Below are 18979 nucleotides of genomic sequence, written 5' to 3'. Positions count from 1 at the left end.
GCCCCATGAAGCCACGTCAAGCCTGCCTGGCCTGCCTGGAACGCGAGCCCGTCGCCCTGCTGGAAGCCGCATTGTGGATTGCCGCCGAGCATGACCGCAGCATCGAGCCCGCGGCCAGCCTGGCCACGCTGCATGACCTGCAACGCGAGATCAGTGCCAGCCTGCCGCTGCTGCCGCTGTGCGAACTGGCCCAGCCACTGTTGCGCCAGCTCAATGCCCTGGGTTTCCAGCAGGATGAGTATCACCCCCTGCGCCCGCATGCCGCGATGATGGACAAGGTGCTGCAGCGCCGCCGTGGCCAGCCGTTGGCCCTGGCCATCCTCGCCCTGGAGCTGGCCCGACGCCTGTCCATACCCCTGGAGGGCGTGGGCTTTCCTGGCCATTTCCTGCTGCGCGTGCCGGGTGCCGACCACCTCCTCGACCCCTGCGGCGGCCGACGCCTGTACCCCAACGACTGTCGCGAACTGCTGGCGCGCCAGTTCGGCCCGCAGGTCGCGCTGACCGCCGAGCACATGCGCAGTGCCAGCCCCGCGCAGATCCTGCAACGTCTGTCACGCAACCTGCGCCAGTTGCACATCAGCAACGACAACCACCTGGCGGCACTGATCGATGCCGAACGGGTCATGCAACTGGGGCCGGTACAAGTCAGCGACTATGTGACCCGCGCCTCGCTCTACCAGCATCTGGATTGCCCGCAGGCCGAGCGCTTCGACCTGGAGCATGCCTTGCTGCTGACGGAAGACCCGGTCCAGCGCCTGAAGCTGTCCGAGCGTATCGGCAAGCTTCCGGCGGCGAACCGTTCCATTCACTGAGCCGGGCAGTCCGGCTGTTGGGCGGGGTGTGCCTTGGCGAACGCCGGATGCCCGGCCGCCAGGGCGGCAACCCGCTGGATGCGCGGGAAGCCGTCGAGGTCGATGTTGAAACGTTCGGCTGCATACAACTGCGGTATCAGGTAGACGTCCGCCAGGCCTGGCTTGTCGCCAAAACAGAAGCCGTGGTCGCCGATCAGTTGTTCCACCGCCGCCAGCCCCTGACTGATCCAGTGGCCGATCCACTGGTTGACCTGGGTCTCATCATGCCCGGCCTGGCGCAGCCGGTTGAGCACACTGACATTGTGCAAGGGGTGGATATCGCAGCCGATGATCGCAGCCACACCGCGCACCTTGGCACGCGCCTCCGCAGTGGCAGGCAGCAACGCGGGTTGTGGATAAACCTCTTCCAGGTACTCGATGATAGCCGGTGACTGCACCAGCAGCTCAGCGCCGTCAGTGCGCAAGGCCGGCACACGGCCCTGCGGGTTGACGGCGACGTAGCCTGCACTGCGTTGCTCACCCTGCAGCAGGTTGACCGGCAGGGACTGGTAGGCCAGCCCCTTCAGCGCCAAGGCAATGCGCACCCGATAGGACGAGGTGGAACGGTAATAGGTGTACAGCTCCATGCCCCTGCCTCCTCAGTTGGCCGCGATGACCGTACCACGGCATTCGCCGAAGCCGATGCTGGCCACGCCTTCACGCACGCAGCGGCCACGCAGGATGATCTCGTCGCCGTCCTCGAGAAACTTGCGTACCTCGCCACTGGCCAGCTCCACCGGGTGTTTCCCGCCTTCGGTGATCTCGAGCAGACTGCCGAACGAACCAGGCGTGGCACCCGACAGCGTGCCCGAACCGAACAGGTCGCCCGGCTGCAACTGGCAGCCATTGACACTGTGGTGGGTCACCAGCTGCGCCACGGTCCAGTACATGCTGCGGGTGCTGCTCAAGGTCAGGCGGTGCGGGGCCATGCCCTGCTCGCGCATGCGCTCGGTCAGCAGCAGCACCTCGAGTTCGATATCGAACGCACCGGCGGCCTGGTCGCGCTTGTCCAGCAGGTACGACAGTGGCTGCGGATCGCCTTGCGGGCGTGGCGGCTGGGCGCAACGGAACGGCTCCAGCGCTTCGGCAGTGACGACCCATGGCGAGATGGTGGTAACGAAACTCTTCGACAGGAACGGGCCCAGTGGCTGGTATTCCCAGGCCTGGATGTCTCGTGCCGACCAGTCGTTGAGCAGGCACAGGCCGGCCACGTGTTCGGCGGCATCGCCGATCGGGATCGCCTGGCCGATTTCATTACCCTGGCCGATCCAGATACCCAGTTCCAGCTCGTAGTCCAGGCGCGCACAGGGGCCGAAGCTTGGCTCGCTGTGCCCGGCCGGCAGGGTCTGGCCCTTGGGGCGGCGCACGTCGGTGCCGGACGGGCGAATGGTCGAGGCGCGGCCGTGATAACCGATCGGCACGTACTTGTAGTTGGGCAGCAGCGGGTTGTCGGGGCGGAACAGTTTGCCGACGTTCCTGGCGTGTTCGATGCCTACGTAGAAATCGGTGTAGTCACCGATCTGCGCCGGGACATGCAGCTGGCAGGTGCTGGCCGGATACAACGCAGGCTGCAGCGCCGCCTGGTGCTCGCTATGCTCGCCCAGCAACACCAGCAGACGTTCGCGCAAAGCCACGCGGGCGCCGCGACCGAGGGCAAAGAATGCGTTCAGAGCGCCACCGCGGGTGGCTTCCACAGCGGCCTTGGCGGCGCCGTCGAACAGGCCGGCGGCCAGCACTGCCTCGAGATCGAGGATCGCGTCGCCGATGGCCACGCCACAGCGCCTGGCTTCCCCGGGCCGGCTGAAAATGCCCAACGGCAGGTTCTGCAGTGGGAAGTCGCTGTGCCCGTTGGCGTGCTCCACCCAGCTACGGGCAATGGCGGTCTGGTTCATGGTTATCTCCGGTTCGGGTTGAAGGTGCTCGGCAAGGTGGCCCAGCAACTATCGTAGTCGGCCTGCAATTGCGGGCATTCGAGGGCCTGCTGGCTCGGGCGCAGCACCTGGCTGGTCTCGAACATGAAGGCCATGGTGTTGTCGATCTTGTGCGGCGCCAGGTCGGCGGCAATGGCCTTCTCGCAGGTTTCGGCATCGGGACCGTGTGCGCTCATAACGCCGTGCAGCGAGGCACCGCCGGGCAGGAAACCTTCGGCCTTGGCGTCGTAGGCACCGTTGATCAGGCCCATGAACTCGTTCATCAGGTTGCGGTGGAACCATGGTGGACGGAAGGTGTTCTCGGCCACCATCCAGCGTGGCGGGAAGATCACGAAGTCCATGTTGGCCATGCCATGCACGCTGGTCGGCGAAGTCAATACCGTGAAGATCGAAGGGTCCGGGTGGTCGAAGCTGACCGTGCCGATGGTGTTGAAGCGCCGCAGGTCGTACTTGTACGGTACGTTGCTGCCGTGCCAGGCGACCACGTCCAGCGGCGAGTGCTGCAATTCGCAGGCCCAGTGTTCGCCAAGGAACTTCTGCACCAGCTGCACCGGGCCTGCGCCCTCCTCGTAATGCGCCACCGGGGTGAGGAAGTCACGCGGGTTGGCCAGGCCGTTGCTGCCGATCGGGCCCAGGTCGGGGAGACGCAGCGGTGCGCCGTGGTTTTCGGCAATGTAGCCACGCGCCTGGCCGTCGAGCAGCTCGACGCGGAACTTCATGCCGCGCGGGATCACTGCGATTTCCAGCGGCTCAACCTGCATGACCCCCAGTTCGGTGGCGATGCGCAGGCGGCCTTGTTCCGGCACCAGCAGCAGCTCACCGTCGGCGTTGAAGAACACCCGTTCCATCGAACGGTTGGCGCGGTAGATGTAGATGCTGACGCCAGCCGGTTTGTCTGCTGCCGAATTGGCCACCATGGGTAGCCAGCCTTCGACGAAGTCGGTCGGTTCGCTGGGGATCGGCTGGGGGCTCCAGCGCAGGCGGTTTGGGGTAATGGTGCCCAGCGGGGCGGTCAGTGGCTGGCGCGCCAGACGCTCGAAACGTGGGTGCAGCGCGGACGGGCGAATACGATACAGCCAGGTCCGGCGCAGCTCGCTGCGGGCCATGGTGAACGCCGTGCCCGAGAGCAGCTCGGCATACAGCCCGTACGGCGCCTTTTGCGGCGAGTTCTGCCCGACCGGCAGGGCACCCGGCAGGGCTTCGCTGGCAAATTCGTTGCCAAAGCCGCTGAGGTAGTGAAGGTCGGGTGTCGTATCGCGATTCATCGATGCCTCCGGGCTCTGGCCGAGCCGTTGCTGACAGCTGGCTACCGATCCCGATCGGGTTGGCAGCGCATCTGCGTTGTTTTTATCGTAATCAGATTACGAATAACGTAATTTGCTCCGGGCAATGCGTCAAGCTATAAAGGCGCGACGCGAAAATTCCGGAAACAGATGTCCATGACCAAAGCCAGCTCCTCCGCCGACAACGGCAAGCAGAAAGTCCGCTCGGCAGAGGTCGGCACCGATATCCTCAAGGCCCTTGCGGAACTTTCCCCCTCCACCTCGCTGTCGCGCCTGGCTGAGCATGTGCAGATGCCGGCGAGCAAGGTGCACCGTTATTTGCAGGCGTTGATCGCCAGCGGCTTTGCCGAACAGGACGCCGCCACCAACCATTACGGCCTGGGGCGCGAGGCCCTGCGGGTAGGGTTGGCGGCGCTGGGCAGCATCGATGTGCTGAAAATCGCTGCGCTGCCGTTGTCGCAGCTGCGCGATGAACTGAACGAGAGCTGCTTCATTGCCGTCTGGGGTAACCAGGGCGCGACTGTGGTCAGCATCGAGCCGGCAGTCCGCGCAGTCACCGTGGTCACCCAGATCGGCTCGGTACTGCCGCTGCTCAGTTCATCCACCGGGCTGGTGTTCGCCGCCTACCTGCCCGAACGCGAGACCGTGGAGTTGCGTGACCGGGAACTGGCGGCCCTGCAGCACAGTGTTGCCGATTACCAGGCAGTACTGGCCGGCATCCGTGAACGTGGCCTGCACCATGTACACGGGCTGCTGATGCCCGGCGTGGATGCGCTGTCGGCCCCGGTGTTCAATGCCATGGGGCAGATCGCTGCGGTGATGACCGTGGTCGGGCCAACATCGATCTTCCACGCCGACGAGCATGGCCCGGCGGCGCGACGGCTGCTGGCGGCAGCACGGGAAACCAGCTGGCGGATGGGCTATACACCTGCGGCACTATTGCCCGAGGCGTAAAGGTGAATGTCATAAGCCGCTATTTTTCCTATAGGATCAAGCGCTTATTCTTAACTCACTGGCCGGCATGAAGGGCTCCCCCCCGCCTTTCAGGCCTGCGAGGTTCACCGACGTAGATTTTGAAGCTCCTTGATCTGACGTCTCGATTGGCCGCTGCGGTTTGCAGCGGCCTTTTTTATCTGCACTGCAGATAATCTTCGCCTGTGCGGCAAAGGTTTCAGCCCAACGGGTACTTCTGCAGGTTCGCCATCATCTGCTGCAAGGCCTGCAGGCTGTCCTGCGGGTGCACCGCCCCTTCGAAGTCATCGATGCGCGCCCAGTTCTCAGCCACCTGCTCTGGGGTAAAGCCCTCACGCGGATCGAAACCCACGCCCAGGCTACGCTCCCAACGCACCTTGCCCACCCAGCCGCCGCCCACTTCGAACAGCTCCCCGCTGGCCTCGCACTGTTCGCTGCCCAGGTACACCACCAGCGGGCTGACCAGTTCGGGCTTGAGCCGCTCGAACACCTGGGGCGGGATCAGCCCTTCGGTCATGCGTGTCCCGCCGGTCGGGGCGATGGCGTTGACCAGGATGCCATGCTTGCGCCCCTCGATCGCCAGGGTGCGGGTCAAGCCATACAGGCCCAACTTGGCCATGCCGTAGTTGGCCTGGCCAAAGTTACCGTAGATGCCCGACGTGGATGCGGTGAAAATTACCCGCCCCCAGTTCTGCTCGCGCAGGTGCGGCCAGGCGGCGCGGGTGACCTTGTAGGCCCCTTCGACATGTACCCGGTAGACCTGCTCCCAGTCGCTGTCCTCCATCTTGTGGAAGCTCTTGTCACGCAGGATGCCGGCGTTGTTCACCAGCACATCGACCCGGCCGAAGCTGTCCAGGGCCTGTTCGACGATGCGCGCGCCATGGCTGACCGAATCATGGCTGGCGATGGCGTTGCCACCTGCGGCGCGAATCTCCTCGACAACCCGGTCAGCGGCCGAAGCGCTGGCACCCTCGCCATGGGTGGAGCCACCGAGGTCGTTGACCACCACCCGGGCGCCACGCGCAGCGAACAGCAACGCATGGGCACGGCCCAGGCCACCGCCGGCTCCGGTGACGATCACCACGCGATCTTGCAGACGGACAGGCTCGCTCATGTACAGGGCTCCAGGCAGGTTCAGGTCTGCCGAGTGTCTGCCGTCGAAGGCGAATGGACAATCAAGCGCATGCTGGCTGAATGCCTGGCAATAACACAACGCGATGGTCGGCAAGCCTGGTCAGGACCACGCCATCTTCTGTGGCAGATAGCTCAGCGGCCGCTCGCGAAAGGCCAGGTAATGGCGTAATACCTGAACCGGCGCTTCGGTATGCGGATAGTGGCCGATACCTTGCAGTTGTACCGTGTCCGGTGCCGGCACCAGTTGCAGGTAGCGCTCGACCATGTGCGCACCCGACAGCGGGTCGACCATGCCGTTGATCAGGCGCAACGGCACGCCTTCACGCTGCATGGCGCCAACCCAGCGGTCACGGTGCAGCCTGCGCTCCGGCATGTAGCCAACCAGCTTGTGCAACACGCGGGTGCCGTTGTTGGCGGTGATCAGGCTCCAGAGGTCATCCAGTGCGCTTTCACTGGGATGGGTGCAAGGCCCGTAGACCTGGGTCACGTTGCGCACCAGGTCGTCGCGCCCGAACGAGCGCCCTATCAGCCAGCCCACACGGCTGAGCAGCAGTTTCTGGATCAGCAGCAAGCGACAACTTTCCGGAAACAACCCGCTGTTGAGGAACACGCAGCTGCCGATGCTGGCGCGCTGTTCGTGATGCCGCGCCAGCAGTTCCTGGGCCACGCTGCCACCGTAGTCGTGGGCCAGCAGGTGCACCGGCTGCCCGACCTGCAGTTCGGCGAGCAAGGCCTGCTGGAGATCGGCCTGCTCCATCAGACTGTAGGCATGATCGACCGGTTTGGCGGAATCGCCAAAGCCGAGCATGTCGCAGGCGATTACCCGGAAGCGCTGGGCCAAAGGCCCCCACAGGTAGTGCCAATCCCAGCTGGCCGTGGGAAAACCGTGCAACAGCAGCAGGGGCTCTCCTTGCCCTGCAATCCAGTAACGGATGCTCTGGCCCCGGAAGTTGAAATTCTGTCCACGGGTACGCCAGACGCACAATGGAATTTCGGCCAGAGGCATCAGCAGGGTCCCGGTGAAGTGGTATTGGTTGAACAGGGCAAGGCTGCGCTCATTGCATGTCACCTCGGCACTTACATGTGCTCTCTGAGTCGAGGCTGAGTCTAGCCAGCAGCCCGGGGCCTTGAACTTGCGTTGCCAGCCAGCTTGATGACTGAGCGAGTCAGTGGCACGAACGGTCAGAGCAGCATGGTCAGCAGCGGTGCCGCGAACAGGTTCAGCAGCCCGGTCAGGACCATCACCAGGCCCGCCACCGATCCTTCCTCGCGGCCCACCTCCTGTGCCCGGCTGACCCCCGCGCCATGGGCACCGACGCCAAACAGCGCACCGCGTGCCAGCGGCGTACGCAACGGCAGCCAGCGCAGCAGCACGCCGCCGAACATGGCCCCAAGTACCCCGGTGAACATCACGAATACCGCAGTCAGCTCCGGTACACCCCCCAGGTCATGCGCCAGCGGCATGGCAAAGGGGGTAGTGATCGAACGTGGCACCAGCGACAGGCTGGTCGCACTGTCCAATGCGAACAGATGGGCCAGCCCCCAGGAACTGGCAATCGAGGCACTGCTGCCGGCCACCATGCCCACCATCAGCGCCGGCCAATGGCGTGCGAGCATGGCCCGCTGCTGCCAGATCGGCACCGCGAATGCCACGGTCACCGGGCCGAGCACACTCATCAGCCAGTGGGTATTGCGGGCGTACTCGGCATAGGCGGTGTGCAGCGGTACTGCCACCGCCAGCAACAAGACCGGCACCAGGATCAGCGGCGACAGCAGGTAGCGCCCACTGCGTCGGTACAACCAGCGGCTGCCCAGATAGGCCAGCAGCGTCAGGGCGAGCCAGAACAGCGGCATCGGTTCAAGGCTCATGGCGCAAGCTCCAGCGACACACCAGTTCAACGGTCAATGCGGTCACCACCATCACCATCAAGGTGCTCACGGCAATCACCAACAAGATGCGCCAGCCTTCGTCACGGATCAGGGCGCCATAATCGAGCAGGCTCATCAACGCCGGAATGAAGAACAGCAGCATCTCGGCCATCAGCCAGCCTGCCCCCAGTTGCAGCATGGCCGGCTTGAGCACACCTGCAGCGAACAGCAACAGCAGCATGGCCAAGCCCATCACCCCACCCGGAATCGGCCAGCCCAGCCAGGCAGCAAGCTGACCGCCAAGCAGGAACAGGGCACAGAGGGTTGCCAGCTCGGCCAGCAGGCGCAGGGCTTTTTTCAGTAACGCGGGTTTCATGGGGGTTCCTCGAACAGGCCCTCATTTTAAGTTTCGGCTGCCTAGGCCAGAAGCGAATTGTTAGACTGCACACCATTCCAGAATGGAATTGCACTCATGGAATTCAAACAACTGCGCAGCTTTATCGAAGTGGTTCACCGCGGTGGCTTCACCCAGGCGGCGCAAACCCTGCACGTCAGCCAGTCGGCCGTGAGCAAACAGGTCGCCCAGTTGGAGCAAGATGTGGGCCAGCCGCTACTGGAACGCCAGGCTTCACAGCTGCACCTGACTGCGGCCGGGCGCATCGTGCTGGAGCGTGGCGAAGCCCTGCTGCGCCAGCGCCAGGCGCTGCTGAGTGAACTGGACGACCTCAGCCAGATGGGCCGCGGCGAGTTGCGTCTGGGTTTGCCGATGCTGGGCAGCGACGCGCTGTTCGCCGGGTTGTTCGCCGAGTACCGGCGGCGCCACCCGAACATTACCGTGCAATTGCTCGAAGGTGGCAGCCGCAGCGTAGAACAGGCAGTAAGAAGTGGCGAACTGGAGCTGGGCGGCAGCCTGACACCCACTGACGAAGCTTTCGCCTATCAGCCATTCTGCAACGAGCCACTGGATGCCCTGTTACCGGCCGGCCACAGCCTGGCGGGCCAGGACGGGGTGGACCTGCAGCAGCTGGCCGATACCCCGTTTCTGCTTTACCAGCGCAGCTTCGTGCTCAATGACCGGCTACTGAAGGCATGCCTGCAGCAAGGCTTTACCCCGAAGGAAGGCGGGCGCAGTGGCCAGGCCGACTTTCTCGCGGCGCTGGTGGCGGCGGGCCAGGGCGTGGTGTTGCTGCCCCGTGTGGTGGCAAGGGCACTGGAACGCCCCGGGGTAGTGCGTTTGCCGCTGCGCTCGCCGGAGGACCTGCGTTGGGACATCGCCTTCATCTGGCGGCGCGGGGCGTATCTGTCACGAGCCGCGCAGGCCTGGTTGGCGTTGGTGAGCGAGCGGTCAGTGCCCGACAGCAAGGCATGAGTGGCCCTTGCTGGCCTTTTCGCGGGTTTAACCGCGAAAAGGCCGGTGCTGGCGACACAGCTCGTCAGGCTTTCAATGCTGCAGCCAACTCGGCCAGCCAAGGCTCGGCATCTGCTTCCGGGGTTACCGTCTCACTGGCATCCAGGCGCAGCATCGGCTGCACTTCCCGCACGCCCAGTTCGGCAAACAGCTCGCGCAGTTGCTCGCCCCCACCGCAGTAGGTGTCGCCATAGCTGGAATCGCCCAGCCCGATCACCGCGCCCGGCAGGCCACGCCAGGCCGCAGGCAGCGTATCGCGGATACTGCTGTACAGCGGCATGAGGCTGTCCGGCAGCTCGCCCATGCCGGTGGTAGAGGTGACGGCCAGCAGGGCATCAGGGGCAAAACCTTCAAGGTCCTGCAAGGTGGCGCGCGCCGCATGCCAGGCTTCCAGGCCCGCTGCCTTGAGCAGCGTTTCAGCGTGACGGGCGACTTCTTCGGCGGTGCCGTAGACCGATCCGGAAATAATGGCGACTTTCATCAAGTAGAGGATTCCGAAACTGAGTGAAATCGTAGGATACTACCACCCAGCGCTGGCAAAAGGCCCCCTCTATCAAAGTCGCCATCTTCAGCCCTTCTTCGTTCAATGGCCCGAACATGATCAACGCCCAATTGCTGCAATCCATGGTCGACGCATCCAACGACGGGATCGTGGTCGCCGAACAGGAAGGCGACGACACCATCCTGATTTATGTGAATGCCGCCTTCGAACGCCTGACCGGCTATAGCCGTGACGAGATCCTCTATCAGGATTGTCGCTTCCTGCAGGCCAGCGACCGTGACCAGCTTGGCCGTGCGCGCATTCGCAAGGCGCTGGCCGAAGGCCGCCCGTGCCGCGAAGTGCTGCGCAACTATCGCAAGGATGGCAGCGCTTTCTGGAACGAGCTGTCGATCACCCCGGTCAGGCACGATGCCGAACAACGCACCTACTTCATCGGGATCCAGAAAGACGTGAGCCGCCAGGTCGAACTGGAACGCGAGCTGGCGGAGCTGCACGCTCGTCCGAAACCCGACGAACGCACCTGAACCAAGTACACCGGTGACGGTCAATCCCGTTGAAGAAAACGCCACCCTTGAGTTCGATCATGCAAGCAGAAGCGCTCCTCACCCAGGACGAACTGGACTTCATACAGAACATGCAGCATTCGCCGCAACTGAACCTGGCCGACCCCATGTCGAGCCTGCTGGTCAATGGCGACCGTCGAATCCAGAGCTTGCTTACCCGTCTGGTGGCCAATGAGCAAGTCACCTTGCAGGCCCAGTTCAACAACCAGCAGATCAGCTTCCCGCTGCAACTGGTGGAAGACGAATTCCACGCCCTGCACTTGCAACTGGGCTCGCCAGAGATCTACGAAGACGGCCCCATGCTGCGCCCCTGGCGCCTGTCGATGGAGCAGCCGAGCGCGTTGCTCGATGCCGATGGGCAGGACAGCGGCCTGCGGGTTCGTGATATATCGTTCAAGGGTACGCTAGTTGAAGTCCGTGGCCTGCCGGCAGCGCCAGCGCGCTTCGAGCTGCGCTTCGCGCCTGGCGGCATCAGTCCCATCAAACTGCATGGCGTGTTGAGCCGACGCATCGGCCCGGACCTGGCCGCCTACGACCTCAGCCAAAGCTCGGCCGAAGAAACCGAACGCCTGCGCGATTACATTCTTCAGGCCCATCGCCGGGCCCACCCTGAACTGCACACTCAGGTATCGAGCTGACCGGCCAGAAACTGCCGCAAACGCTGACGCATCACACTACCCTGAGCACCCAGGCAGGCAATCGGGCTGCCAGCCAGGCTCTCTTGTGCCAGTTCCGCCGCCTCACCGGCCAGTAGCAACGGGCACTCCAACCCGGCCACCAGGCGTGCCAGGCGCCGGTTGATTTCGACGGTGGGGGACTGGTGGGAGAACAGCACCAAGGCATCCGGTTTCAGGCGCTCGCAAACCAGCGCCAGTTCCGCCAGCGGCTGCCCGTTCGCCAACAGGGTCACGCCCACTTCGTCGCTGCCCAGAGCCAGGCTGGCAACCAGCAATTCCAGCTCATGGCAATGCCCCGGAAGTGGCGCCAGCACTACCGTGCGCCCGCGCGGCGCACGGGCAAGCCGCAAGCGGGCGAACACCCGGCCACGCAGGAACTGGTCCAGGAACAGCCACTCGCTGGCCTGCCCATAACCGCCGTGCCCGACGGCAAGGTCATGCCAAACCGGCATGAACACTTCACTGAATACCTGGTCCACTGCGCTTGCCGCAAACACCTCGTCGAACAGGCGGTCCAGGCTTGCCGCATCAAAACCTTGCACTGCCTGGCGAATCTGCTGCTGCCAACGTGCCCAGGCATCCATCGCCCCGCCTGCCTGCCCGGCCAGGGCATGGTCGCGCGCTAGGATGCTGCCGACCTTGCTGACCGCCACACCGCGCTCCAGCCAGCCAAGGATGCGGCGCACGTCATCGATATCGGCCTGCGAGTAGAGGCGGTGACCACTGTCGGTGCGGGTTGGCTGGATCAGACCATAGCGGCGCTCCCAGGCGCGCAAGGTCACGGCATTGACGCCGGTCAGGCGGGAAACTTCGCGGATCGGAAACAGGTCCTGCTGCATCAGACCGGCGTCGATCACTGGCTTACGCCCCTGTTCGTTCATGTGCACGGGTTACCCTGTGGTAGGTCGAGCAATAGTCTACTACGACCGTAACGGGCACAGGGATTGACCGTTTGCCGGATGCCATTTGCCGAAGAATGCCGATACGCGATAATCCGCGCCCGATTCTTGCATGCACGCCTGCGTCGCCCACCACCCCGGGCGACTCAGCCAGAAGGGCCAGCTACCCGCCAGCCCTGTCGCCAGGAGATACACGATGTCTACCCCACCCGTCACCCTGATGGTGTCGCGCCGCGCCGCCCATGGCCGCTACCAGGACCTGCTGGCCTGGCTGCATGAAGGCGAGCAGTTGGCCACCGATTTCCCCGGCTACCTCGGTTCGGGCATCCTCGCCCCACCCCGCGATGGCGATGAGTTCCAGATCATCTTCCGCTTCAGCGACGAACCCACCTTGCATGCCTGGGAGCACTCCGCTTCGCGTCGGGCCTGGTTGCAACGCGGCAATGGCCTGTTCGAACGCCCCAGGGAGGCGCGCGTAAGCGGCATTGATGACTGGTTCGGCACCCACATGGTGCAAAAACCACCGCGCTGGAAACAGGCCGTGGCCATCTGGCTGGCCTTCTTCCCGGTCTCGCTGGTGTTCAACCTGGTGTTCGGCCATTGGCTGGCGGCGCTGGAACTGTCGCCCAGGGTGCTGCTCAGCACCCTGGCCCTGACGCCCATGATGGTCTACCTATTCATCCCGTTGTCCACCCGCCTGCTGGCCGGCTGGCTGCACACATCACCACCCGCCACGGGTGCCCTGCGCAGCCGCTGAGGCCAGCGGTACACGCATTGAACAGTTCGGGTATGCTGGGCGGCAACCCAAGGACAGACAGTTGACCGCCCCGAACATGAACAGCCCAATTCTCGTTACCGGAGCCAGCCAGCGCGTCGGGCTGGCTCTGGCCCTTGAACTTGCCCAGGCCGGCCATAAGGTGGTCAGTGCCAGCCGCAGCGCCCAGCCACAGGCGGCCCACCCGAACATCGTGCAGTTCCAGGCCGACCTGTGCCAGGCGGCCGACCGCCAGGCCCTGATCGACTACCTGCATGGCCATTACGACGGCCTGCGCGCGATCATCCATAACGCTTCGCTGTGGCTCGACGATGGTCTCGACAACCTCGAGACCATGTTCCGCCTGCACGTCGAAGCGCCCTACCACCTCAACCTGGCGCTGGGCGAGCTGCTGGCGCGGGTGGACAAGGCCGACATCATCCATATTTGCGACGAAACCTCTTCGCGCGGCAGCAAGAGCCATATCGGTTATGCCGCAACCAAGGCCGCGTTGCAGAACATGGTGCTGTCGTTCGCTGAAAAATATGCGCCCAAGGTGCGTGTGAACGGTATCCTGCCCGGGCTGCTGATCCTCAAGGAAGGCGCTGACGAAGCCTATCGGCAGCAGACCCTGAAAAAGGCCTTGCTGGAGTTCGAACCCGGCGCCGGCCCGTTGATCGAGACGGTCAAGTACCTGCTCGCCAGCCAGTACAGCACCGGCAGCCAGGTGGTCATCAACGGTGGCCGCCACCTGAAGAATCGCATGACCTGAGAGAAGCCCATGACCCCACAGCAACAGCTCGAACTCGAGGCCGCCGCGTTCCGGCGCCTGGTCGAACACCTGCAAAAGCGCAGCGACGTGCAGAACATCGACCTGATGAACCTGTCCGGCTTTTGCCGCAACTGCCTGTCCAAGTGGTACAAGGCGGCGGCTGACGAGCGCCAGCTCGACGTAAGCCTGGACGATGCCCGCGAAGCGGTGTACGGCATGCCGTACGCCGAGTGGAAAGCCCAATACCAGAAAGAAGCCAGCGCCGAGCAACAAGCGGCGTTCGAAAAAGGAAAACCTCGTGACTGACCTCGACACCCTGCGCGCCAGCCTCGCCAGCGGCAAACATGTCTTTGCCGACACCCTGGCGTTCGTTGCCGACCATTACAGCTACCAGCCACAGGCCTTCGACAACGGCGGCCTGGCGAATGCGGCCGGGCAGAACGAAGGCTCATGCAAGACCCTGGGCCTGGCGCTGCTGGAAGGTCTGAGCGACCAGGAAGCGCTGCAGGCCTTTGGCGAGCACTACCGGGATGTGCTGGCTACGCCGGACGGCAGCGACCATGGCAACATCCGCGCGCTGATCAAGCATGGCCTGGCCGGTGTGAAGTTTGCCGGGCAGCCACTTTCGCGCAAGGCGTGAGATTGCCGGGGCTGCTTTGCGGCCCCGAAATCTGTATTACTTCAACTGATGATTGTCCCCGGCACACCAGCTGCCAACCCGCCCCGCTGCAACCACTGCACCGCCAACGGCCACAAATTGTCGCGGAACCGATCATGAAAGAACGCGAAATGGCCGATTTCCCCTACCGAGATATCCTCAGGCGCGATGCGCAAATGACAGCGCTCAGCCTTCTGCAGGTAGCCCAGCAGACGCTCTGTCGCCGCCACGGTACCAAAGGGGTCATCGCTCAGGCTGACCGCCAGCGTCGCCGCCTGTACCTGGGCGAACGGTAGCATCGCCAGTGCCCGGCCGCTGGGGCGCTGCTCATAACGCGGCGTACATGTGGCCCAGTCATGCACCACGCCGGATGGCGTGTCCTCCAGCCAGCCCAGGCGCTTGCCGGGGAAATAACCGAACGCCCGCGTGAGCAATGGCATCACCAGGTGCCACTTGCCGAACAGTTGCCAGCGCTGGTTGGCCGCGTAATCGCGCCAGTAGGCGAATTGCGCCCCCACCATTACCAGCCGGCGTACCTGACCCGCAGACGGCGCCAAACCCACCGCACAGCCGCCGAAGCTGTGCCCCACCACATCCACCGGCTGGCCTGGGAAGTGTTCTGCGGCGTATGCAAGCATGGCTTCGAAATCCAGCCGGCCCCAGTCGCTCCAGGTGGCCTGGAAGCCGCGCAGCGATGACGGGCGGGACTCGCCGATACCGCGGTAATCATAGGTCAGCACATCACAGCCTTGGGCAAACAGGTAGTCGGCGAACCTCGAGTAGTAGCGGCAGCGTACCGAAGTGGCAGCATTGATGATCACCAGCGGGCGCTGGGTGTCAGGTTGGGCGTGGCGCCAGCGAAAGCCGCCGAGGCTGTAGCCGTCGGCTGCGGTGTGGCGAAAGGCGGTGGCAGGTTGGTCAAGGCTGCTCATGGCACATTCCCTGTTGTCGTGCGCCAAAGCTAGCAAAGATTCATAGCCTGTACCGGCCTCTTCGCAGGTAAACCCATTCCTGCAGGCGGTGAGGGCCCGCAGAAGCGGGCCGGTACCAGTCAGCAGCGATTACAGCTCGATGCAGTCGAACTTCACATCGGTCGCCACGTCTTCGTCGTAATTGACGTCAGCGCGCTCGAAGCCGAACAGGTTGAGGAACTGTTTCTTGTAACCGGCATAGTCGGTCAGCTCGAACAGGTTCTCGGTGGTTACCTGTGGCCACATGGCCTTGCAGGCGTCCTGCACGTCGTCACGCAGCTCCCAGTCGTCCAGGCGCAGGCGGCCCTTTTCGTCGACCTCGGCCGGCGCGCCGTCGGCGCGGTACATGCGCTCGCGGAACATGCGGTCCAGCTGGTCCTGGGTACCTTCGTGAACACCCTTCTCCTGCATGATCTTGAACACCATCGACAGGTACAGCGGCATCACCGGAATGGCCGAGCTGGCCTGGGTAACCACCGACTTGAGTACCGCCACGTTGGCGCCGCCCTTGATTTCACCAGCCAGTTTCTTGTCCAGGCGCAGGGCGGTTTCGTCGAGATCCTGCTTGGCCTGGCCCAGCGCACCGTGCCAGTAGATCGGCCAGGTGATTTCGGTGCCGATGTAGCTGAAGGCCACGGTGCGGGCGCCTTCGGCCAGCACGTTGGCGCCGGCCAGGGCGTCGATCCACAGCTGCCAGTCCTGGCCACCCATGACGGTGACGGTATCCTTGATTTCCTGCTCGGTGGCCGGCTCGATGCTGGCCTCGATGATGGTGTCCTTGTTGGTGTCGATGGCAGTCGACTTGTAGGGCTGGCCGATCGGTTTCAGCGCCGAACGCACCAGTTCACCGGTCTGCGGCAGCTTGCGCACAGGCGAGGCCAGCGAGTAGATGACCAGATCGACCTTGCCACCCATTTCGTTCCTGATCAGCTCGATGACCTTGGCGCGGGCTTCGTCGGAGAAGGCGTCACCGTTGATCGACTTGCTGTACAGGCCCTCGGCCTTGGCAAACTTGTCGAAGGCAGCAGCGTTGTACCAGCCGGCGGTACCGGCCTTGGTCTCGGTGCCAGGCTTTTCGAAGAACACACCCAGTGTATCGGCCTTGAAGCCGAACGCCGCGGTGATACGGGCCGCCAGGCCGTAGCCGCTGGAAGCGCCGATGACCAGGACCTTCTTCGGGCCATCCTCGCGCACGCCCAGCTTGCGGGTGGCTTCGATCTGGTCACGGACGTTGAGCTCGCAGCCCTTCGGATGAGTCGTGGTGCAGATGAAACCGCGAACCTTAGGATGAATGATGGCCAATGTCTGTACCTCGTCAGGTTTATGCCGGAGGAAGCGCCGTCATGGGCGATTCCGATTGATCAGAGGGTGAGACTACCCTCGCAGGTTATCCGACACATATTACGGGGTGAACATAGGGATGCAAAACGGTGGTTGGCCTGTTCCGGCCAGCTTCGCGGGTGAACCCGCCCCTCAGCGACAGCGCAAATCCTGACGGCTGCGCAATACCTGTGGGAGCGGGCAAGCCCGCGAAGAGACCGGCACAGTCAGTCGCGACGCCGACGGCGGCCGGTGATCATCGACCACGGCAGGTTTTCGCGTAGGCGCACGCTCTCGTAGATGGCGCCCAGCACATGCACGCAAACCAGCACCAGCACCGCGTCGGCCAGCCAGCTGTGCAGGTCTATAGGCCAGTCGACACCAAACAGCGCATCCACTTCCTGCGAGGCCCACCCGGTCAGGCCCAGGCCGGCGATGCCGGTGAGCATCAGTACCATCACCAGGGCACCTATCGGCGAATGCCCCATGTGATGGTCAAGCTCCCCATGCAGCAGTGCCCGGGCATGCTCGACCAGGCTTGCCGGAGTTGGCCAGAAGTCGGCCCAGCGCGCACTGCGTGGCCCGACAAAGCCCCAGACCATACGCACCACGACAACGGCCAGGGCGTAGTAGCCCAGCCACTGGTGCCAGTCGTCACCCTCCTCGTTGAAGAAATAGTTGGCGAAGAACACCACGGCGATCGACAAGTGGCACAGGCGCAGCAGAGGGTCCCACAGCTGTATCGTGCCGTCACTGCCCATTAGTGGTACTCGGTCTTGACTGCCTTGCCCGTCACGGGGTCATGGTAGATCTCGACCTTCTTGCCATCCTTGTCGAAACCGTAGATTTCGTAGCAGTTGCCCTTGGTGACCTTGAACTTGTTGATCTTGTAGCCCTGCTCCTTGAGCTGGGCCTGGAACTTTTCCTGGTCTTGCCAGGTGCTCTTGTCGGCGGTGGTGCATTCGGGGGCAGCGAAGACAGTGCTGCTGGCGAGCAGCAGGGACAAGGCTATCAGTACGCGCGTGCGCATGAGCATTACCTCCATCGAAATTGAAGTACGACTCATCAAGTCTAGATCTGCAGGGTGCTTTGCGCCCATTCATTGGCTTTCCGGATCAATCGCAAAGAAAAACAAACTTAACAAATGAGCCAAAGCCACCGATGCTTGCAGCATTACGTCCACCGCACGGAGAACAACAACATGAACGACGTGGTCATCGTCGCCGCAACCCGCACCGCCATCGGCAGCTTCCAGGGCGCCCTCGCCACCGTACCTGCGGTAGACCTCGGTGCCGCCGTGATCAGGCGCCTGCTGGAGCAGACCGGGCTGGAGCCGGCGCAGGTCGATGAGGTCATCCTCGGCCAGGTGCTGACCGCAGGCGCCGGGCAGAACCCGGCACGCCAGGCGGTGATCAACGCCGGCCTGCCCTACAGCGTACCGGCGCTGACCCTGAACAAAGTCTGCGGCTCGGGCCTCAAGGCCCTGCACCTGGCGGCCCAGGCGATCCGTTGTGGTGACGCCGAAGTGGTCATCGCCGGTGGCCAGGAGAACATGAGCCTCGCCCCCTACGTGATGCCCTCGGCCCGTACCGGCCAGCGCATGGGCCATGGCCAACTGATCGACAGCATGATCAGCGACGGCCTGTGGGATGCGTTCAACGACTATCACATGGGTATCACCGCGGAAAACCTGGTGGACAAATACGGCCTCAGCCGTGAACAGCAGGACGCCTTTGCCGCCGAGTCTCAGCGCAAGGCAGTGGCGGCAATCGAGGCCGGGCGCTTCGCTGACGAGATCACGCCGATCGTGATGCCACAGAAAAAGGGTGAGCCCAAAGTGTTCGCGCAGGACGAACAACCACGCCAGGACACTACCGTCGAGTCCCTGGGCAAACTGCGCCCGGCGTTCAAGAAGGACGGCAGCGTCACTGCCGGCAATGCCTCCAGCCTGAACGATGGCGCCGCCGCCGTGATGTTGATGAGTGCCGCCAAGGCCAAGGCCCTCGGCTTGCCGGTGCTGGCACGGATCGCAGCCTATGCCAGTGCCGGAGTCGACCCGGCGATCATGGGTATCGGTCCGGTTTCCGCGACCCAGCGTTGCCTGGACAAAGCCGGTTGGCAACTGGCCGAACTGGACCTGATCGAAGCCAACGAAGCCTTCGCCGCGCAGGCGCTGGCGGTGGGCAAGGCGCTGGAGTGGGATGCTGCGCGGGTCAACGTGAATGGTGGGGCCATTGCCCTCGGCCACCCGATCGGCGCGTCCGGGTGCCGGGTGCTGGTGACCCTGCTGCACGAAATGATCAAGCGCGATGCCAAAAAAGGCCTGGCTACCCTGTGCATCGGTGGTGGGCAAGGCGTGGCGTTGGCGATCGAGCGCTGATTACGCCGCCGTATCTGCAGTGCCTGTGAGACCGA

Annotated in this window: 23 protein-coding genes; 10 read left to right on the top strand and 13 right to left on the bottom strand. The window is 63.8% G+C overall.

Annotated elements, in window-relative coordinates; translation table 11 throughout:
- The first annotated feature begins 5 nt into the window (after positions 1 to 5).
- Complete coding sequence (locus tag ACVWZT_RS12925) at positions 6 to 812, top strand: SirB1 family protein (protein ID WP_296230529.1); 807 nt, start codon at positions 6 to 8, stop codon at positions 810 to 812.
- Here ACVWZT_RS12925 and maiA read toward each other — a convergent pair.
- From maiA to hmgA, 3 genes are read right to left on the bottom strand one after another with little or no spacing between them, the layout of a single operon-like run.
- On the bottom strand, positions 806 to 1438 hold the full coding sequence (gene maiA, locus ACVWZT_RS12920) for a maleylacetoacetate isomerase (protein WP_296230528.1): 633 nt from the start codon (positions 1436 to 1438) through the stop codon (positions 806 to 808). The two genes, ACVWZT_RS12925 and maiA, sit on opposite strands and share 7 nt — an antisense overlap.
- Positions 1439 to 1450: 12 nt before the next feature.
- A complete protein-coding gene (gene fahA, locus ACVWZT_RS12915; protein ID WP_296230526.1) occupies positions 1451 to 2743 on the bottom strand; it encodes a fumarylacetoacetase in 1293 nt (430 codons plus the stop codon).
- A 2-nt stretch (positions 2744 to 2745) separates the two neighbouring features.
- On the bottom strand, positions 2746 to 4047 hold the full coding sequence (hmgA, locus tag ACVWZT_RS12910; RefSeq protein ID WP_457469640.1) for a homogentisate 1,2-dioxygenase: 1302 nt from the start codon (positions 4045 to 4047) through the stop codon (positions 2746 to 2748).
- A 174-nt stretch (positions 4048 to 4221) separates the two neighbouring features.
- On the opposite strand from hmgA, the gene ACVWZT_RS12905 reads away from it, so the two are divergent.
- Positions 4222 to 5019, top strand: coding sequence for an IclR family transcriptional regulator (locus tag ACVWZT_RS12905; protein WP_457469638.1), 798 nt, complete (start codon positions 4222 to 4224; stop codon positions 5017 to 5019).
- 217 nt (positions 5020 to 5236) lie between these two features.
- Here ACVWZT_RS12905 and ACVWZT_RS12900 read toward each other — a convergent pair whose 3' ends face one another.
- The 4 genes from ACVWZT_RS12900 to ACVWZT_RS12885 form a co-directional block, all read right to left on the bottom strand.
- The gene (locus ACVWZT_RS12900; protein WP_457469636.1) at positions 5237 to 6151 is read right to left on the bottom strand and encodes an SDR family oxidoreductase; all 915 of its coding nucleotides are present in this window, start codon (positions 6149 to 6151) and stop codon (positions 5237 to 5239) included.
- A gap of 120 nt (positions 6152 to 6271) precedes the next feature.
- A complete protein-coding gene (locus tag ACVWZT_RS12895; RefSeq protein ID WP_296230521.1) occupies positions 6272 to 7177 on the bottom strand; it encodes an alpha/beta fold hydrolase in 906 nt (301 codons plus the stop codon).
- A 176-nt stretch (positions 7178 to 7353) separates the two neighbouring features.
- Positions 7354 to 8040: an LrgB family protein gene (locus tag ACVWZT_RS12890; RefSeq protein WP_296230520.1), complete on the bottom strand. Its 687-nt coding sequence runs from the start codon at positions 8038 to 8040 to the stop codon at positions 7354 to 7356.
- Positions 8030 to 8416, bottom strand: coding sequence for a CidA/LrgA family protein (locus tag ACVWZT_RS12885; protein ID WP_457469634.1), 387 nt, complete (start codon positions 8414 to 8416; stop codon positions 8030 to 8032). Before ACVWZT_RS12885 ends, ACVWZT_RS12890 begins: the two co-directional genes overlap by 11 nt.
- A 96-nt stretch (positions 8417 to 8512) precedes the next feature.
- On the opposite strand from ACVWZT_RS12885, the gene ACVWZT_RS12880 reads away from it, so the two are divergent.
- Positions 8513 to 9409: a LysR family transcriptional regulator gene (locus ACVWZT_RS12880; RefSeq protein ID WP_457469632.1), complete on the top strand. Its 897-nt coding sequence runs from the start codon at positions 8513 to 8515 to the stop codon at positions 9407 to 9409.
- 64 nt (positions 9410 to 9473) lie between these two features.
- Here the strand turns inward: ACVWZT_RS12880 and ACVWZT_RS12875 are convergent, their stop codons facing one another.
- Positions 9474 to 9929, bottom strand: a complete 456-nt coding sequence (locus tag ACVWZT_RS12875; RefSeq protein ID WP_457469630.1) for a flavodoxin — start codon at positions 9927 to 9929, stop codon at positions 9474 to 9476.
- Between the two features lie 116 nt (positions 9930 to 10045).
- Here ACVWZT_RS12875 and ACVWZT_RS12870 point away from each other — a divergent pair, with 116 nt between their 5' ends.
- Together ACVWZT_RS12870 and ACVWZT_RS12865 are read left to right on the top strand one after the other, a co-directional pair.
- Entirely contained in the window at positions 10046 to 10474 is a 429-nt protein-coding gene (locus ACVWZT_RS12870) for a PAS domain S-box protein (RefSeq protein WP_296230516.1), read from the top strand.
- 59 nt (positions 10475 to 10533) lie between these two features.
- Complete coding sequence (locus tag ACVWZT_RS12865) at positions 10534 to 11151, top strand: hypothetical protein (protein WP_457469628.1); 618 nt, start codon at positions 10534 to 10536, stop codon at positions 11149 to 11151.
- Here ACVWZT_RS12865 and ACVWZT_RS12860 read toward each other — a convergent pair.
- On the bottom strand, positions 11136 to 12071 hold the full coding sequence (locus tag ACVWZT_RS12860) for a MerR family transcriptional regulator (protein WP_457472068.1): 936 nt from the start codon (positions 12069 to 12071) through the stop codon (positions 11136 to 11138). The genes ACVWZT_RS12865 and ACVWZT_RS12860 overlap by 16 nt on opposite strands.
- 214 nt (positions 12072 to 12285) lie before the next feature.
- Between ACVWZT_RS12860 and ACVWZT_RS12855 the strand changes: the two genes are divergently transcribed.
- From ACVWZT_RS12855 to ACVWZT_RS12840, 4 genes are all read left to right on the top strand, one after another.
- On the top strand, positions 12286 to 12846 hold the full coding sequence (locus ACVWZT_RS12855) for an antibiotic biosynthesis monooxygenase (protein WP_457469626.1): 561 nt from the start codon (positions 12286 to 12288) through the stop codon (positions 12844 to 12846).
- Between the two features lie 76 nt (positions 12847 to 12922).
- On the top strand, positions 12923 to 13615 hold the full coding sequence (gene folM / locus ACVWZT_RS12850) for a dihydromonapterin reductase (RefSeq protein ID WP_296230513.1): 693 nt from the start codon (positions 12923 to 12925) through the stop codon (positions 13613 to 13615).
- Positions 13616 to 13624: 9 nt separating this feature from the next.
- Entirely contained in the window at positions 13625 to 13921 is a 297-nt protein-coding gene (locus ACVWZT_RS12845; protein WP_225779241.1) for a DUF1244 domain-containing protein, read from the top strand.
- Complete coding sequence (locus ACVWZT_RS12840) at positions 13914 to 14255, top strand: HopJ type III effector protein (RefSeq protein WP_296230512.1); 342 nt, start codon at positions 13914 to 13916, stop codon at positions 14253 to 14255. The genes ACVWZT_RS12845 and ACVWZT_RS12840 overlap by 8 nt, the downstream gene beginning before the upstream one ends.
- A 41-nt stretch (positions 14256 to 14296) precedes the next feature.
- Here the strand turns inward: ACVWZT_RS12840 and ACVWZT_RS12835 are convergent, their stop codons facing one another.
- From ACVWZT_RS12835 to ACVWZT_RS12820, 4 genes are all read right to left on the bottom strand, one after another.
- On the bottom strand, positions 14297 to 15205 hold the full coding sequence (locus ACVWZT_RS12835) for an alpha/beta hydrolase family protein (RefSeq protein WP_296230511.1): 909 nt from the start codon (positions 15203 to 15205) through the stop codon (positions 14297 to 14299).
- Positions 15206 to 15334: 129 nt separating this feature from the next.
- Complete coding sequence (fabV, locus tag ACVWZT_RS12830; protein ID WP_296230509.1) at positions 15335 to 16546, bottom strand: enoyl-ACP reductase FabV; 1212 nt, start codon at positions 16544 to 16546, stop codon at positions 15335 to 15337.
- 245 nt (positions 16547 to 16791) lie between these two features.
- Positions 16792 to 17325, bottom strand: coding sequence for a cytochrome b/b6 domain-containing protein (locus ACVWZT_RS12825; RefSeq protein ID WP_457469623.1), 534 nt, complete (start codon positions 17323 to 17325; stop codon positions 16792 to 16794).
- Entirely contained in the window at positions 17325 to 17594 is a 270-nt protein-coding gene (locus ACVWZT_RS12820) for a PepSY domain-containing protein (protein WP_457469621.1), read from the bottom strand. Before ACVWZT_RS12820 ends, ACVWZT_RS12825 begins: the two co-directional genes overlap by 1 nt.
- A 171-nt stretch (positions 17595 to 17765) precedes the next feature.
- Between ACVWZT_RS12820 and ACVWZT_RS12815 the strand changes: the two genes are divergently transcribed.
- Positions 17766 to 18944 (top strand): acetyl-CoA C-acetyltransferase, encoded by a 1179-nt coding sequence (locus tag ACVWZT_RS12815; protein WP_457469619.1) that lies wholly within the window; start codon positions 17766 to 17768, stop codon positions 18942 to 18944.
- Positions 18945 to 18979 lie beyond the last annotated feature (35 nt).

This window comes from Pseudomonas sp. TE21394 (genome assembly GCF_054057835.1).
The sequence above is the reverse complement of the archived record's forward strand: the minus strand, read 5'-3'. Positions and strand labels throughout refer to the sequence as shown.